The organism is Propionimicrobium sp. PCR01-08-3, assembly GCF_030286045.1.
Taxonomy (GTDB): Bacteria; Actinomycetota; Actinomycetes; order Propionibacteriales; family Propionibacteriaceae; genus Brooklawnia.
In genome coordinates, this window is the sequence record NZ_CP127390.1 from 1,197,961 (window position 1) to 1,213,912 (window position 15,952).

Genomic DNA, 15,952 nt, shown 5'->3' on the forward strand with positions numbered 1-15,952 from the left:
AATTCCGGTAGGGGTCAACCCGGGTTTGCCGCAACTTTGTCGCAAATCGACCTGTGCTGTGAGCGAATCAAATGCCGGAGCCCGGCCGTGGTCGGGCCGACCACGCGCGGACGCATGGATCGGCTGACCCACGACTTCGGTTCTCAGCTGCCGGCGTTCGGCTGGCCGGCGCTCAGCGCGGATTCGAGCAGGGCCTGTTCTTCGGCCCGGTGCACGGCCGACGAACCGGTCGACGCGGCCGCTCCCATCGGACGCGTGAACGGGCGCAGGGTGAAGTCATGCCCCAGGCGCTGGCTCATCGCGGGCTGGAAGTGCAACCGCAGGAATTCCCACGGCCCCTGGTTGGCGGGCTCATCTTGTACCCAGCGAATGTCGTCGACGTGGCCGAACTGCTCCAGTTCGGCGGCCAGCGCCGCATCGGGCAGCGGGAAGATCCGCTCCAGGGTGAGGATCGCGACCTTGTCCTGCAGGCCCAGCTGCTCTCTTTGCTGTACCAGATCCCAGCGGATCTTGCCCGAGCACAGCAAGATACGTTCGACCTTCGAAGGATCGGTGATCGTCGGATCGGGCAGCACCGGACGCCAGGTGCCGGAGGTGAAATCTTCCGGCTGCGAGACCGCAAGCTTGTTGCGGAGCATCGACTTGGGCGTGGCGACCACCAGCGGGCGATGCCAGTTGACCTGGGCGTGCTGGCGCAGCAGGTGGAAGTAGCTGGCGGGCGTCGAAGGCTGGCAGACCGCCATGTTGTCCCCGGCACACATCTGCAGGAAGCGTTCGATGCGGGCGCTCGAGTGGTCCGGGCCGGCTCCCTCGTAACCGTGCGGCAACAGCAATACGACGCCCGACTTCTGCGTCCACTTGGCGAAGCCGGAGGCGACGAATTCGTCCAGGATGGTCTGGCCGCCGTTGGCGAAGTCGCCGTACTGGGCCTCCCAGCAGACCAGAGAGCCGGGCGCGGCGACCGAGTAGCCGTATTCGAAGCCGATGGCGGCGTATTCGCTGAGCAGCGAGTCATAGATGTCGAAGGGTGCCTGGTCGGACGAAAGGTGCTTCAACGGCACCCAGGACTCACTGGTCAGGTGATCGACGATCGCCCCGAAACGCTGGCTGAAGGTGCCGCGCCTGGTGTCCTGGCCCACCAGACGGACGGGGTAGCCGTCCATCAGCAGGCTGCCGAAGGCGAGCAACTCTCCGGTCGCCCAGTCGATCGGGCCCTCATGAATGGCCTTCACCCGGCGAGCGAGCTGCGGAGCGAGCTTCGGATGCACATGGAAACCCTGGGGGAGACTGCTGTAAACCGAGGCGACGGCCTCGATCTGTTCCGGATCGGCTGCCGTGCCGACCTCGGCCTTGCGCTTCGACGGATACACCGGCACCAGCCGGTAGGTCTCGTCGTCCATCGGTACCTCGGGGTCGCGCACGGCAGTGAACACTTCTTCGAGCCGGTCACGGAATTTGTTCACCGCCTGCTCGGCATCGGCCAGCGAGATATCGCCGCGGCCGATCAGCTGTTCGGTATACAGCTTGCGTACCGGACGCTTCTTCTCGATCAGACCGTAGGTGAGGGGCTGCGTGAAGCTCGGCTCGTCGCCCTCGTTGTGGCCGCGCCGGCGATAGCAGAGCATGTCGATGACGACATCCTTCGCGAATCGTTGCCGGTACTCGAAGGCGAGTTGGGCGGCCAGCGCACAGGAGTCCGGGTCATCGCCATTGACATGGATGACGGGAGCCTGAACCGCCTTGGCGACATCGGTCGCGTACACGGAGCTGCGTCCGTCTGCGGGGCCGGTGGTGAAACCGATCTGGTTGTTCACCACCAGATGGATGGTGCCGCCGTTGCGGTAGGGACGCAGCTGGCTCATCTGCAGTGTCTCGTAGATCACGCCCTGGCCGGCGAACGAGGCATCGCCGTGGGTGAGCACCGGAAGCACCGGATGCGGGTTTTGCTGAAGCGAGGAGTCGGTGATCGCCAATCGGTCGTTCTTGGCGCGCGCGATGCCCTCGAGCACCGGATCCACGGCCTCCAGATGTGACGGGTTGGCGGCGAGCGAGGTCCGCACGGTGCGTCCGCTTGCCGCGGTGTATTCACCATCGGACCCGAGATGGTATTTGACGTCGCCGCTGATGACTTCTTCGTCGACCGCCCGGTTGTCGAATTCGCGGAAGATCTGCGAATAGGCCTTGCCGACGATATTGGCGAGCACATTCAGCCGGCCGCGGTGCGGCATGCCGATGCAGATCTCCGCGATCGAGTCGTCGGCCGCCAGCTCACAGATCTCCGACAAGATCACGATCGCCGACTCGGCACCCTCCATGCTGAATCGGGTCTGGCCGACGTACTTGGTCTGCAGAAAGGTCTCGAAGACCTCCGCCTCGCTCAGCTCGTCGAGGATACGCAGGTGCTCGGTGCGGGGCCGGGACTGGTGCGGCGCTTCCAGCCGTTGCTGGAACCACTGCCGCTGCTCGGGATCGTGAATGTGCATGTACTCGATACCCATCGTGTGCGAATAGGTATCGCGCAGCACGTCGAGAATCTGCCGCAAGGTCATGAAGCCGAGCTGCTCGCCGGCGAAGCGTCCCACCGGGAATTCGCGGTCAAGATCCCACAGCGTCAGGCCGTGGGTTTCGAGCTCCAGGTCGGGGTGGGTCCGCATCTTGTACTCGAGCGGATCGACATCGGCCTGCAGATGGCCGAGATGGCGGAAGGAGTTGACCAGCGACACCACCCGCGCCTGTTTGCTGACGTGATTGGTGCGGTTGGTCGGGATGTCGGCAGCCCACTTGAGCGGCGGATAGGGGATGCGCAGGGCCTCGAAGATCTGCTCATAGAAGCCGTCGGCGCCGAGCAGCAGTTGGTGCATCTTGCGCAGGAATTCGCCACTCTGGGCGCCCTGGATGACCCGGTGGTCATAGGTGGAGGTCAGCGTGGTGACCTTGCTGACGGCCATCTGGGTGAGGGCGACCTGGCTGGTGCCCTCGAAATCGGGAGCGTAGGCGATCGAACCCACGCCGAGGATCAGACCTTGTCCGGGCATCAATCGGGGCACCGACATGTTGGTGCCGAGCCCACCGGGATTGGTCAGCGAAGCGGTGGTGTGGGCGAAGTCGTCGACGACCAGCTTGCCGTCGCGTGCCTTGTGAATGAGGGCTTCGTATTCTGCATAGAACTGGGCGAAGTTCAGATCTTCGCAGGCCTTGATATTGGGCACCAGGAGCTGGCGCTGATCGCCCTTGACGACATCGACGGCGATGCCCAGATTGATGTCCTGGTGCTCCACCAGCACCGGCTTGCCGTCGGCGGTCTCGTCGTAGGAGCAGTTCATCGAGGGCACGGCCCGGATGGCCTGGATCATCGCATAGCCGATGATGTGGGTGAAGCTCACCTTTCCACCGCGGCTGCGCCGTAAGAAGTTGTTGATGGTGGCGCGGTTCTCGAGCACGAGCTTCATCGGAACACTGCGCACCGAGGTCGCCGTCGGCATCGACCGGGAGGCGTCCATATTGCGGGCGGTGCGCATCGGCGCGCCCTTCATCACGGTGCGGCGCGGGCCGTCCTCGGAAAGCCGGGTACGCAGATAGGGGTTGGGCACCTCGGGGCCCAAGCCGGACGCAGTACCGGGCTGACTGGGAGACTCGGTACGTTCATCCTTGGGCTCGACCGTGGCGACCGGGGGAGTCGGCGATACCGCGGCGGCGGCCTTCTGCTGAGCGCCGGATGGCTGCTCGGCAGCCGTTTCGGTGGCCGGGGCACCTTGTTGGTGCACTGACGGCGAAGCGGGGGTTGGTGGTGGTGTGGGGGAGGACGGGTCGGGGGTGGTGGTCGTATTCGGTTGAGAGCTGAAGAACGTCACCCACTGTGGGTCGACCGAGGAGGGATCGTTCTCGTAGCGCTCACGCATATCTTCGATGAGCCAGTCATTGGCGCCGAAATCGTCAAAGTTGGACATACGTGCTGCGGCCGGACGCCGCTTCGCCCCTTCCCTGATAGGCACTGCACGAACCGCGGACCCGCCTCCCGGCCACGGCCGGGAACCAGATCCCACCCCGACCTACCGGTGTTCGATTTCGGATCTGCCGCATCGCGCCTGGCATAACGGCGTCCATCGCCAGATCCGAACTGCCGAACACCCATCGGTAGTTCAAGGTGCAATTGTTTTGTCAACTCTAACGGGCGGAATCGGGTTCCGGGTGGACTCGGCCACACCGCCACGCCGATTTCAGTGCGAGCGTAACCGAGGTGAGACAAAGCGCGACCATCACGAGATTGCGCGCGACCAGCAAGCGGGTCTCGCCCGGATGTGCATGCTCGCTGATCAACCCCGAATAGTTCAACGGGAAGACGAGATGGGTGAGGGCTGCGCAGACCAGTCCGAGGCCCGCCAGCAGGCGTGCGGCCACCTTGTCCTTGCGGGGCAGCGGCCTCGACAGCAGAACCGCGAGCGGGCCGCCCAGCCAGATCATGTACTGCGGGCTGAAGGTCTTATTGGCCATGATCGTCAGGCAGATGAGCGCCACCTGCGCGAGCAGAATGGCGTGGCCGCGCTGGGAGATGCAGGCGGCATCGTTGGCCTGGGCCAGACGATGCCCGGGCAGCCCCGCTCCGCCGAAGGCGATAAGCCAGCCGAGAACCAGCGCCAGGACGACACTCGCGGCCAATAGGCAGTCGGCGGCGATGAGCCACTGGTCGACTCCGGGCCCATAGATCTCCCAGGCGTTATACTGCGATAACTCCGTGTAGTACCGGTCGACCGGCGCAAATGCGTGCCGGATCATCGGCACGGTGGCCATGATCGACTCGATCTGCAGCCCGCGGTCGGATTGCCAGCCGAGGGGAGAAGCCGATCGCGTCCAGCCGAAGAAGGCGAGCGAGGCGAGCCCGAGTGCCGCGCCCGTCGTCAGGAATCCCCAGCTGCGTCGTTTGCCCCACCGATCGGTGCCCAACATGGGTGCTATCAGCATCGCAGGCCACAGCTTCGTCGCCGCGCCGACGGCGATCGCTGCGCCGGAGGCGACCGGACGCCGGACTATCCAGATGGAAGCCGCCAGCACGGCCACCGCCGGCAGGAGATCGATCCGGAACCAGATCAGCGAGCCGATCGCGAAGGTGTAGCCGGCCCAGTAGCAGGCCGCGGCATGGCCCTGCGAATGCCACAGCCAGACAGTGGCGATGCCGTCGAGAACGGCCATCACCAGAACGAATGCGGCGACGTAGGCATTCTCTGATGGCCCGGCGACCAGCCGGATGGCGTCCAAGAAGACCGCGATCGGGGTGGGGTACTCGATCAGTGCACCGGCGACGCCGTCGTTCGCCAGCTGCCAGAAGTAGTAGCGCACGTCGTGGTCGATGAAGGTCTCGGCGTCGCTCCACAGCAGCGCCATCAATGCCCGGCTGAGCAGCCAGAAGGCGAATGCGACGAAGCCGGTCACCCACGCCATGCGCGCAGCGGCAGGCCGCTCGCCGTCCAAGAAGTGCAACCGGAACTCCCAGGTCTCAAACCCTGATGGGTGTGGTGGCGCCCCCGGCGCGATTCGAACGCGCGCTCCCGCCTCCGGAGGGCGGTGCTCTATCCCCTGAGCTACGGGGGCAAGCCTCGCTGGACTTGCCTGGCAAACCGTTCGAGGCTTGCTGGGCACGGTTCAGGTTAGCACCGTGAAGCGCCCGGCAGGAAATGCGCGGTGCCACCGCGCAGATGGGCGCGGCGGCGCGTTCGCGGGCGGCCGGTGAACGCGCCCTGCCGGCCCAGTGAGTATCGGTACAAGACTCGCATCCCGGGGATCAGGGGCCTGTGGTCCGGCGGGTTCGAGTCGGCAACCTGGGGGTCAGGAGTTGCGGTTCAGCCAGGCGGAACCGGCGGGTTCGAGTCGGCAACCCGGGTCAGGGGTAACGGTTCAGCCGGGCGAAACCGGCAGGTTGGACATTGTGGCAGCAATTGAATCGGTCTGGGAGAATAGGTCATCGTGACTCATATGCACGTCGCCGGCGCTATCCATGCCGATGTTTCGTCTCCGGGCCCGCAGTGGCTGGAGCGTCCGGCCGACCCCAATGAACTCGATGCCGCCTTGTGGAGTGTGACGACCAAGCGGACCGCCGACGGTGTGGTCAGTAGCGGCGGAATACGTGTCACCGATGCCGTCGAACAGTTCGGCAGCCCGCTGTATTTGCTGGACGAACAAGACTTCCGCACCCGGGCCCGCGACTTTCGTGACGCCTTCGCCGGATGGACGGTCTACTACGCGGGCAAGGCCTTCCTGACCCGCACCATCGCGCGCTGGGTGGACGAAGAGGGCTTGTCGTTGGATGTCTGCTCGGCCGGCGAGCTGGCCACCGCTCTGGACGCGGGCTTCGATCCGGCACGCATCGGCATGCATGGCAACAACAAGAGCCTCGGCGAGTTGGCGACCGCGCTGGAGGCGGGCATCGGACGCATCATCGTCGACTCGCTGGACGAGCTCGACCGCATCGTCGGCCTGTGCGAGGCCAACGACTGGCATGCCAAGGTGATGGTGCGGGTGACCCCTGGCGTGGAGGCCCACACTCACGAGTACATCGCGACCGCGCACGAGGATCAGAAGTTCGGCTTCTCGATCACCAACAATCAGGCCATGGTGGCGATGGTGCGTTGTCACTACGATCCGCACATCACCTTGCTCGGCATTCACTCGCATATCGGTTCGCAGATCTTCGATACCGGTGGTTTCGAGGTGGCCGCCAAACGCACCATGAAACTGCTGTCGCAATTCACCGACGCCACCGGGACCCAACTGCCCGAGCTCGACCTGGGCGGCGGATTCGGCATTGCGTACACCAACCAGGATTCGCCCTCGACGGCCGACGAGTTGGCTGCCAACCTGCGCGAGATCGTCGAGCATGAGGCCCATGGTTACGGCATCACCGAGCCCAAGCTGTCCATCGAGCCGGGCCGGGCGATTGTCGGGCCCAGCGGCATGGCCATCTACACGGTGGGCACCGTGAAGCCGGTCGATCTCGAAGGCGGAGCCCAACGCGTCTATGTGAGCGTTGACGGCGGCATGAGCGATAACATTCGTCCGGCCCTGTACGCAGCCGAGTATTCGGCGACGCTGGCCAACCGGGCGTCCCAGGCAGACACGATGCTCTGCCGAGTGGTGGGAAAGCACTGCGAGGGCGGCGACATTCTCGTCCACGACGTCTTTCTGCCCGCTGACGTGCATCCCGGAGACCTGCTCGCGGTGCCCGCGGCGGGCGCCTACAGCCGCGAGATGGCAAGCAACTACAATCACACTCCACGGCCACCGGTGGTCGCGGTGAACGACGGCGCCACACAGGTTCTGCTGCGCCGGGAGACCTTGGAAGATCTGATGGCATTGGATGTGGGGAAGTGATGATGCGAGTGCGTCAGGAGGGTGCCGAGCCCCTGAAGGTGGCTTTGCTGGGATCGGGGACCGTGGGCACCCAGGTGGCCCGGCTGATCCTCGAGCACGGCGACGACTTCGCTGCGCGAATCGGCCACCCGCTTGAGCTCGTGGGCGTCGCCGTCCGCGATCTGACCAAGGAACGCGCCGGCGTGCCTCCCGAGCTGTTCACCGATGACCCACACGAACTGGTGCAACGCGGAGACATCGAGATCGTCATCGAACTCATCGGCGGCATCGAACCGGCCAAGAGCCTGGTTCTGGAGGCCATCGAGGCCGGCGCGTCGGTGGTGACCGCCAACAAGGCCTTGCTGGCCGCCCACGGCGCGGAGATCTTCGACGCGGCCGAACGTGCCGGCGTCGACGTCTATTACGAAGCAGCGGTGGCCGGCGCGATCCCGATCATCAGACCACTGCGGGAATCGCTGGTCGGCGACTCGATCAACCAGGTGATGGGTATCGTCAACGGCACCACGAACTACATCCTCGACAAGATGACCACCGAGCAGACCGACTATGAGGCTGCCTTGGTGCAGGCCCAGGATCTCGGGTTTGCCGAGGCCGACCCGACCGCCGACGTGGAGGGCCATGACGCCGCCGCGAAGGCCGCGTTGTTGGCGAGTCTCGCCTTCCACACCAGGGTGAACAGCGCAGACGTGCATTGCGAAGGCATCACCCGGATCGTCCCCGACGATATCCGGGCGGCCCGCGAGGTCGGCTGCGTGGTGAAGCTGGTCGCGATCGCCAGCCAGGTGGACGAGGCCGAGATCTCGGTTCGTGTGCACCCGGCGCTGATCCCGACCGGTCATCCACTCGCGGCGGTGGGCGGGGCCTATAACGCCATCTTCGTCGAGTCGGAGGCCGCCGGACGGCTGATGTTCCTCGGGCCGGGCGCCGGTGGCGCCCCCACGGCAAGCGCGGTGACCGGTGACCTCGTGGCGGTTGCGCGCAACCGGGTGCGCGGTGTGGCCGGCCCCAATCAAACCCACTACAACAAGCAGACAATCGCTCCGATGGGCGATGTGCGCACCCGGTACTTCCTGCGGCTGCGGGTGGTGGACGAGCCCGGCGTGCTCGCCGCCATCGCCGGCATCCTGGCCGGACACGGCATCTCGGTGCAAACGGTCCTGCAGTCCTCGTCGGACGACGCCGCTCGCAGCGACGGGGAATCGGCCGAGTTGAGTCTGATGACGCATATGGCCGCCGAGGCCGATTTGATGGCCTGTCTGTCGCAGCTCAAGGCCAGCCCGAAGGTGCTCAGCGACGTCCGGATCTTGCGAGTGGAAGGCATGTAGATGCAGATAGCCTGTCTCGATCTGGAGGGCGTGCTCGTCCCCGAGATCTGGATCGCGGTTGCCGAGACCACCGGCATCGACGAACTACGCCTCACCACGCGAGATGTCACCGACTACGACGAGTTGATGACCCACCGGCTGCGGGTGCTTGACGAGCACGGCCTGAAACTGCCGCAGATTCAGAAGGTCATCGCCGGGCTGGGACCACTGCCCGGCGCCCGGGAGTTCGTGGACTGGCTACGCGAGCGCTATCAGGTGGTGATCTTGTCGGATACGTTCTACGAATTCGCCGAACCCCTGATGATCCAACTGGGCAGGCCGACCCTGTTCTGCCATCGGCTGGAGGTGGCGTCCGACGGACATGTCACCGGCTACAAGCTGCGGATGCCCGACCAGAAACGTCACGCGGTGCAGGCCTTCCAGTCGCTGAATTTCTGCTGCATCGCAGCGGGCGACTCTTACAACGACACCTCGATGCTCGGCCAGGCCGACGCCGGCATCCTGTTCAACGCGCCACAGCGGGTGATCGACGAGTTCGGGCAGTTCACCTCGACGAGGGACTACGACGAGTTGCGCGTCGCCTTCGCCGCCGCGAGCGAGCAGATCGCCGCCGGACGCAGGTAGCTGCGGCGGCGAGTCTTCGGAGCGTCGATCGTGGCGCGGCAACTCGGCAACCGCAGATGTCGCGTTTTTGTTCGGGTGTTTGCTACTATCGTCAACGCACGGCAAGTCGAATAGCCGTTATGCCTTTGATTGTTCAGGGGCATGCGTCCTCTAGGACAAACCAATCATGCATCCGCGCATCTTCGTGTGCGATCTGTTGGGCTGCATACCTGCCCAGTTTGTGCCGGTCGGACGAGCATCACCACCTCTTTTGGTAAAGCCGCCTCGTGGCGGAAAGGAATCTTGTGAGCGAAACCTCTGCTGGCCCCAGGTCTGGATTGTCCACAATGCTGCTGCCTGAGCTGAAGAAGGTTGCCGCTGGTTTGGGCATCAAGGGTGCGAGCACCATGCGTAAGGCCGAACTTGTGGCTGCCATCCAGGCCACCCAACAAGGCAGACGCCCGGCCGGCGCCGAGACCCGCCCCGCCCCCCGGAAGACCCGAACCTCCCAGAAGGCACCCCGGAACGACCAAGTTGTGGCCGAGCAGGCGCCGACTCAGTCCACCGACGAAACCGAGTCCGTCCCCAAGGCCGATGCCGTGGTATCCGGCGCACCGGACGAGACCACTTCCCGTACCCGCAGCCGCCGCCAGCGCTCTGCCGACAACGCCGGACGGAATCAGGCCCAGCAGCCGACACTCGCCGACGATCAGGCCGAGCAGCCTCGTGCCTCGCGCAACGAGCGCAGCCAGCGGCAGCGGACGGCCGAGAACCAGGCGGACACCTCCGGCGAGACCACGGCGTCCGATAACGACAATGCCGCCGAAGACAGCGTCGGCGCCCGGTTGGCCGCGTTGGGTCAAGACCCCAAGCTCCGCGAACGGCTGCGCGAGCGCGAGACCACCCGTGCGACGGGCGGCGAGAAGCGTGGCCAGGCGGCCGCCGAAGTCGCCAAGCAGCTGAGCACCGCCGGCGAGTCTCGTGGCCCCCGCAACTCCAACGACGACGATCAGGCCGGCGGCAACCGCCGCACCCGCAATCGCCGCCAGCGTGACCGCTCCAACCGCAGGCACCGCGGCAACTCCAACGAGTCCGAGCGGGTCGACGACTCGGTCCATGACGACGACGTTCTGGTCGAGGTCTCGGGCATTCTCGATGTCTTGGACAACTACGCCTTCGTCCGCACCTCCGGCTATCTGGCCGGGCCGAACGACGCCTACGTGTCGCTGTCGATGGTGCGCCGCAACGGCCTGCGCAAGGGTGACGTCGTCACCGGCGCCATCAGGCAGGCCCGCGAGGGGGAGCGCCGCGAGAAGTACAACCCGCTGGTCCGTCTCGACACGGTGAACGGCCAGCCGCCCGAGAAGATGAAGGATCGAGCCGATTTCTCGAAGCTGACCCCGCTCTACCCGCAGCAGCGGTTGCGGATGGAGACCACTCAGCAGAACCTGACCGGACGCATCATCGACCTGATCAGCCCGATCGGCAAGGGCCAGCGCGGTCTGATCGTCTCGCCGCCGAAGGCCGGCAAGACGATGGTGATGCAGTCGATCGCCAACTCGATCACCAGCAACAATCCCGAGGTGCACCTGATGGTGGTGCTGGTGGACGAACGGCCCGAGGAAGTCACCGACTTCCAGCGCACCACCACCGGCGAGGTCATCGCGTCGACCTTCGACCGCCCGGCCGACGATCACACCTCGATCGCCGAGCTCGCCATCGAGCGTGCCAAGCGCCTGGTCGAGATGGGCCGCGATGTGGTGATCCTGCTCGACGGCATCACCAGGCTGGCCAGGGCCTACAACCTGGCGGCCCCGGCGTCCGGAAGGATTCTGTCCGGCGGCGTGGATTCGGCCGCGCTGTACCCGCCGAAGAAGTTCTTCGGCGCCGCCCGCAATATCGAGAACGGCGGGTCGCTGACCATTCTCGCGACCGCGCTGGTGGAGACCGGATCCAAGATGGACGAGGTCATCTTCGAGGAGTTCAAGGGCACCGGCAATATGGAGCTCAAGCTCTCGCGCCAGCTGGCCGACAAGCGCATCTTCCCGGCCATCGACGTGGACGCGTCCAGCACCCGCCGCGAGGAGCTGCTGATGGGGCGCGCCGAACTCGACATCATCTGGAAGCTGCGCCGCGTGCTGGCCGGCATGGACGACCAGCAGTCGCTGGAGACCCTGCTCAGCCGGATGCGCAAGACCACCAGCAATCCGGAGTTCATCGTTTCCATCGCGAAGACGACACCGGGTGCGGTTTAGGGCATTTCGGGATTAAAACAGACACAATTTTGGTTGTGCCGATCGAGCGCGGTAAGATCGCGCGACGGCGCCGGTTCACGTCCGAGCAGGTGGGCGACCCGGCACGATATCTAGGAGAAACCATGAAGCAGTCGACTCATCCCGAGTACCACGACGTGAAGGTCGTGTGTACCTGCGGAAACCAGTTCGAGACCCGTAGCACCATCAAATCCGACGTCATGAGCGTCGATGTCTGCTCTGAGTGCCACCCCTTCTACACCGGCAAGCAGAAGATCCTCGACACCGGCGGCCGGGTCGCTCGCTTCGAGCGCCGCTACGGCAAGAAGAATTAGCAGTCTTCCAGCGGGCGCTGGCAGTGGTTTCCACTGCCGGCGCCCGTTTTCGTTGCAGATTGCAGCCGGAGGGCCGCTCGATCGTCCCGCCGCGATCTGCTGGGGACCGGTGAGATGGACGATCGACCGTTCCCCGATCCTTTCCTTTCTCTTAGAACTTGGCTGACGATGTCCTGCAGGAGGACCGATGTTCGAAGCTGCCGAATCGATGCGTGCCGAGTACGCCGATGTGGAACAGCAGATGAGTGATCCGGCGGTGCTCGGTGACGTCAAACGTTCCCGCAGTGTCGGACGCCGCTATGCCGAGCTGGGCCAGATCATCAAGACCCTGGACGATTACGACCAATTGGCCGCCGACGAGCAAGCGGCCCGTGAACTGGCCGCAGAGGATCCCTCGTTCGCCGGCGAACAACAGACGATCGCCGAACAATTGGAGGCCGTCACCGAGAAACTGACGGCGCTGCTCGCGCCACGCGACCCCAACGACGACTGTGACGCCATCATGGAGATCAAATCGGGTGAGGGCGGTGAGGAGTCGGCGCTGTTCGCGGCCGACCTGCTCAATATGTATGTGCGCTATTGCGAGCAGCGCGGGTTCAAGGTGCAGATCCTCGATTCGGAATCGACCGATCTGGGCGGGTTCAAGTCGGTGACTGCTGCTATCAAGGCGTCGAAGAACCCCGAACCCGGGCAGGCGCCCTACGGGGTGTTGAAATTCGAGGGCGGCGTGCACCGCGTGCAGCGCGTCCCGGTTACGGAATCACAAGGCCGGGTGCACACCTCGGCGGCCGGCGTGCTGGTGATGCCCGATGTCGACGACGACGAGATCGAGATCAACGAGGACGATCTGCGCATCGACGTCTACCGGTCGAGCGGCAAGGGTGGCCAGGGAGTGAACACCACGGATTCGGCCGTGCGCATCACCCACCTTCCCTCCGGCATCGTGGTCACCTGCCAGGACGAGCGCAGCCAGTTGCAAAACAAGGAACAGGCATTGCGCATTCTGCGTGCCAGGCTGGTGGCCAAGGCCGAGGAAGAACAGGCTCAGCAGCAGGCCGCCGCGCGCAAGTCTCAGGTGCGCACGGTCGACCGCTCCGAGCGCATCCGCACCTACAACTTTCCCGAGAACCGCATCGCCGATCACCGGATCGGGTTCAAGGCGCACAATCTCGATCAGGTGTTGGCCGGCGACCTGGAGCCGCTGATCTCGGCCCTTCAGGCGGCGGACCTCGAAGAACGCCTGTCGCATGTGGGGGAGAAGGCCGATCAGTGAGTACTCCGCTGGCCGGCGATCGGCCGGGGGCCGTGCTGCGTGCCGGGGCAAGCGTGCTGGCCACCGCCGGGCTGCCTTCCCCCGAAGCGGACGCAAGGACACTGCTGATGCACGCCGGCCGCCTGTCCGCCACCGGACTGGTGACCGCCCGATCGATCGATGTCGATGTGCAGGAGCGTTTTCACGAACTGATTGCCGGGCGCGCGTCCGGGCTACCGGTGCAGTACCTCACCGGTGAGGCCTGGTTCAGGCGGGTCCGGCTCGAAATCGGGCCGGGAGTTTTCATTCCCCGGCCGGAGACCGAATTGGTGGCCGGCGCCGCCATCGACGAGGCCAAGAGGCATCCCGGTTCGCTGGCGGTGGAATTGTGCGCCGGATCGGGCGCCATCAGCGCAGCGATTCTCGACGAGGCACCCCTGACCCGGGTGATAGCCGTGGAGAAAGATCCGGTCGCGGCCATCTGGCTGCGCCGTAACCTGGCCGGTTCCTCGACCGAGATCGTCGAGGCCGACATGGCTGAAGCGCTGCCCGAAGAGTCGGGGCAAGCAGCGGTCGTTGTGGCCAATCCTCCCTATGTCCCGTTGTCGCAGCGTCCCGAATTGCCGATTGACGTGCAACGGCACGACCCCGAGATGGCACTGTTCGCGTCCGATAACGGCTTGGCCGCGATCAGGGTGGTGATCGAGCAGGCCGCGCGGCTGCTTCGTCCGGACGGACTGGTGGTGATCGAACACGGGGACGATCAACAGCCCGCCGTGCTCGACGAATTGCGCCTGGGCCACTTCACCGAGGTCGCCGGACACGCCGACCTCGCCGAGCGGCCACGTTTCGTTACCGGGCGGCGCGTGCCAGGATGGGACGGTGAGTGAGTTGTCCACGACACCCGATTCGTCCGAGGAACGAGGGCAGCCGCCGAAGTGGCGGCGCTTCGATCTCTCGGCCGACCAACACGACCAGGGCCTGCAGGCCGCGCAGCAGGCGCTGGCCGCGGGGCAGCTGGTGGTGCTGCCGACCGATACCGTCTACGGCATCGCGGCAGACGCTCTGCAGCCCGATGCGGTTCAGGGGCTGCTTGACGCGAAGCACCGGGGACGCGATATGCCGCCGCCGGTGCTGATCGCCGAAGCCGCCATGTTGCGCGCCCTGGTCGCCGACGTAACGGTCGAGGTCGACGCACTGATCAACCGATTCTGGCCGGGAGCCCTCACCTTGATCATGAAGGCCCAGCCGAGTCTGCGGATGGATCTGGGCAAGACCGAGGGCACCATCGCCGTGCGGGTGCCCGATCAGGCCGAGACCCGGGAATTGCTCCGGCAGACCGGGCCACTGGCCGTGAGCAGCGCCAACATCTCGGGCCGGTCACCGGCAACCAGCATCGACGAGGCCATCGAGCAACTCGGAGATTCGGTGGCCGTGTACCTGGACGGCGGGACGACCCCCGGGCCGACCGCCTCCACGATCATCGATCTGGCCGGCGCCACGAACGGACGAATCGTCCGCGCCGGAGTGCTGGGATACGCGCAACTCGCCACCGTGATGCCGAACCTTGCCGACATCGCGGCCCCGCAGGCGCCCGAGCCGGCGCCGAGTGCGGAGCCACAGCCCGAACCGGAGTCATCAGAAGACCTCGCGGCCGGGCCGCCGTCACCATCCGAACCCGTACCCGAGCAGACGCCGGATGCGTGAATATCTGCTGGTGATGCTGACAGCCGCGGCGACGACGTACTTGTTGTCGGGGCTGTGCCGGGCGACCGCGACGAGGTTCGGCATCGAGGCGCAGCCGCGCGTGCGCGACGTACATACTCGTCCGACTCCCTATCTCGGGGGAGTCGCCATGCTGGCAGGCGTGGCGGTGGCATTTCTGCTGGGGTCGATGATGCCCTTCCTGGGGCGTCACCAGGTCGTCACCAAGGATTCGCTCGGCATCCTCGCGGCCGCCGCGGTGATCTGCATCGTCGGTGTCATCGACGACATCATCGACCTGCCCGCCATCGCCAAGGTGGCCGGTCAGGTGCTGGCGGCGGGCGTGGCGGTGCTCTTCGGTGTGCGGATGTACTGGATCTCGCTGCCCACCCGGATCATCGCCCTCGATCAGGCAACCTCGATCATCATCACGGTGGTGTTCATCTTCGTCTGCGTGAACGCGATCAACGTGATGGACGGCCTCGACGGCCTGGCCGCCGGCGTGGTGGCGATCGGTGCGTCCGCCATGTTCATCTACACCTATGTGCTGGCCCGGGAGCAGAACCTGGTGGTGGCGACCACAGCGAGCCTGGTGTCGGTGACCACCACAGGAATTTGTCTGGGCTTTCTACCGCACAATTTTCACCCGGCCAGGATGTTCATGGGCGATGCCGGATCGATGCTGCTGGGTTTGCTTCTTTCCTGTTCGTCGTTGTCATTCACGGGTCAGATCGATTCGCAGTCGCTGAGCCCACAGACCACCGGCGTGCTGCCGTATTGGCTGCCCCTGGCCCTGCCGTTCGCGATCATGGCTTTGCCACTTTTTGATCTTGCGGCTGCATATATTCGTCGAACTTGGCAGGGGAAATGGTGGTTCGTCGCCGACAAACAGCACCTGCACCACCGGCTTCTGAAACGCGGGCATTCGGTAGTCAACGCGGTTTTCGTGATCTATCTGTGGACTGGCGTCATCGCATACGGGGTGATTGCACTTGGCTTGGTGCAAGCCCCGTTCGCGTTGGCTATTATCGCCGGAGGGGCGCTGATCGCGACCGTCGTGACGCTCAACCCCGGGCATCGTGCCGAGAAGAAAACGAACTAACCGCATTAAGAGGTACG

General features: G+C 65.1%; 11 protein-coding genes and 1 tRNA gene. 9 read left to right on the forward strand and 3 right to left on the reverse strand.

Annotated features, from left to right (window positions below):
* Window positions 1-143: 143 nt before the first annotated feature.
* From QQ658_RS05510 to QQ658_RS05520, 3 genes are all read right to left on the reverse strand, one after another.
* A complete protein-coding gene (locus QQ658_RS05510) occupies window positions 144-3,947 on the reverse strand; it encodes a multifunctional oxoglutarate decarboxylase/oxoglutarate dehydrogenase thiamine pyrophosphate-binding subunit/dihydrolipoyllysine-residue succinyltransferase subunit (protein WP_286027039.1) in 3,804 nt (1,267 codons plus the stop codon).
* A gap of 217 nt (window positions 3,948-4,164) precedes the next feature.
* On the reverse strand, window positions 4,165-5,436 hold the full coding sequence (locus tag QQ658_RS05515) for a glycosyltransferase family 87 protein (RefSeq protein ID WP_286026656.1): 1,272 nt from the start codon (window positions 5,434-5,436) through the stop codon (window positions 4,165-4,167).
* 75 nt (window positions 5,437-5,511) lie between these two features.
* Window positions 5,512-5,586, reverse strand: a tRNA-Arg gene (locus tag QQ658_RS05520).
* Between the two features lie 372 nt (window positions 5,587-5,958).
* Between QQ658_RS05520 and lysA the strand changes: the two genes are divergently transcribed.
* From lysA to QQ658_RS05565, 9 genes are all read left to right on the forward strand, one after another.
* The gene (lysA, locus tag QQ658_RS05525; RefSeq protein ID WP_286026657.1) at window positions 5,959-7,362 is read left to right on the forward strand and encodes a diaminopimelate decarboxylase; all 1,404 of its coding nucleotides are present in this window, start codon (window positions 5,959-5,961) and stop codon (window positions 7,360-7,362) included.
* Complete coding sequence (locus tag QQ658_RS05530) at window positions 7,362-8,687, forward strand: homoserine dehydrogenase (RefSeq protein ID WP_502928937.1); 1,326 nt, start codon at window positions 7,362-7,364, stop codon at window positions 8,685-8,687. The genes lysA and QQ658_RS05530 overlap by 1 nt, the downstream gene beginning before the upstream one ends.
* Window positions 8,688-9,311, forward strand: a complete 624-nt coding sequence (gene thrH, locus QQ658_RS05535; RefSeq protein ID WP_286026659.1) for a bifunctional phosphoserine phosphatase/homoserine phosphotransferase ThrH — start codon at window positions 8,688-8,690, stop codon at window positions 9,309-9,311.
* A gap of 326 nt (window positions 9,312-9,637) precedes the next feature.
* Entirely contained in the window at window positions 9,638-11,545 is a 1,908-nt protein-coding gene (gene rho / locus QQ658_RS05540) for a transcription termination factor Rho (RefSeq protein ID WP_353057947.1), read from the forward strand.
* A 122-nt stretch (window positions 11,546-11,667) separates the two neighbouring features.
* Entirely contained in the window at window positions 11,668-11,877 is a 210-nt protein-coding gene (gene rpmE, locus QQ658_RS05545; protein ID WP_286026661.1) for a 50S ribosomal protein L31, read from the forward strand.
* A 187-nt stretch (window positions 11,878-12,064) separates the two neighbouring features.
* A complete protein-coding gene (gene prfA, locus QQ658_RS05550; protein ID WP_286026662.1) occupies window positions 12,065-13,150 on the forward strand; it encodes a peptide chain release factor 1 in 1,086 nt (361 codons plus the stop codon).
* On the forward strand, window positions 13,147-14,019 hold the full coding sequence (gene prmC, locus QQ658_RS05555) for a peptide chain release factor N(5)-glutamine methyltransferase (protein ID WP_286026663.1): 873 nt from the start codon (window positions 13,147-13,149) through the stop codon (window positions 14,017-14,019). Before prfA ends, prmC begins: the two co-directional genes overlap by 4 nt.
* Window positions 14,012-14,836 (forward strand): L-threonylcarbamoyladenylate synthase, encoded by an 825-nt coding sequence (locus QQ658_RS05560; RefSeq protein ID WP_286026664.1) that lies wholly within the window; start codon window positions 14,012-14,014, stop codon window positions 14,834-14,836. The genes prmC and QQ658_RS05560 overlap by 8 nt, the downstream gene beginning before the upstream one ends.
* Entirely contained in the window at window positions 14,829-15,935 is a 1,107-nt protein-coding gene (locus tag QQ658_RS05565; RefSeq protein WP_286026665.1) for an MraY family glycosyltransferase, read from the forward strand. Before QQ658_RS05560 ends, QQ658_RS05565 begins: the two co-directional genes overlap by 8 nt.
* Window positions 15,936-15,952: the final 17 nt, after the last annotated feature.

Coding starts and splice junctions, on each gene's coding strand:
- QQ658_RS05510 (WP_286027039.1), bottom strand. CDS start 3,947: ATGTCCAACTTTGACGATTTCGGCGCCAATGACTGGCTCATCGAAGAT.
- QQ658_RS05515 (WP_286026656.1), bottom strand. CDS start 5,436: ATGGCGTGGGTGACCGGCTTCGTCGCATTCGCCTTCTGGCTGCTCAGC.
- QQ658_RS05530 (WP_502928937.1), top strand. CDS start 7,362: ATGATGCGAGTGCGTCAGGAGGGTGCCGAGCCCCTGAAGGTGGCTTTG.
- thrH (WP_286026659.1), top strand. CDS start 8,688: ATGCAGATAGCCTGTCTCGATCTGGAGGGCGTGCTCGTCCCCGAGATC.
- rho (WP_353057947.1), top strand. CDS start 9,638: ATGCTGCTGCCTGAGCTGAAGAAGGTTGCCGCTGGTTTGGGCATCAAG.
- rpmE (WP_286026661.1), top strand. CDS start 11,668: ATGAAGCAGTCGACTCATCCCGAGTACCACGACGTGAAGGTCGTGTGT.
- prfA (WP_286026662.1), top strand. CDS start 12,065: ATGTTCGAAGCTGCCGAATCGATGCGTGCCGAGTACGCCGATGTGGAA.
- QQ658_RS05565 (WP_286026665.1), top strand. CDS start 14,829: ATGCGTGAATATCTGCTGGTGATGCTGACAGCCGCGGCGACGACGTAC.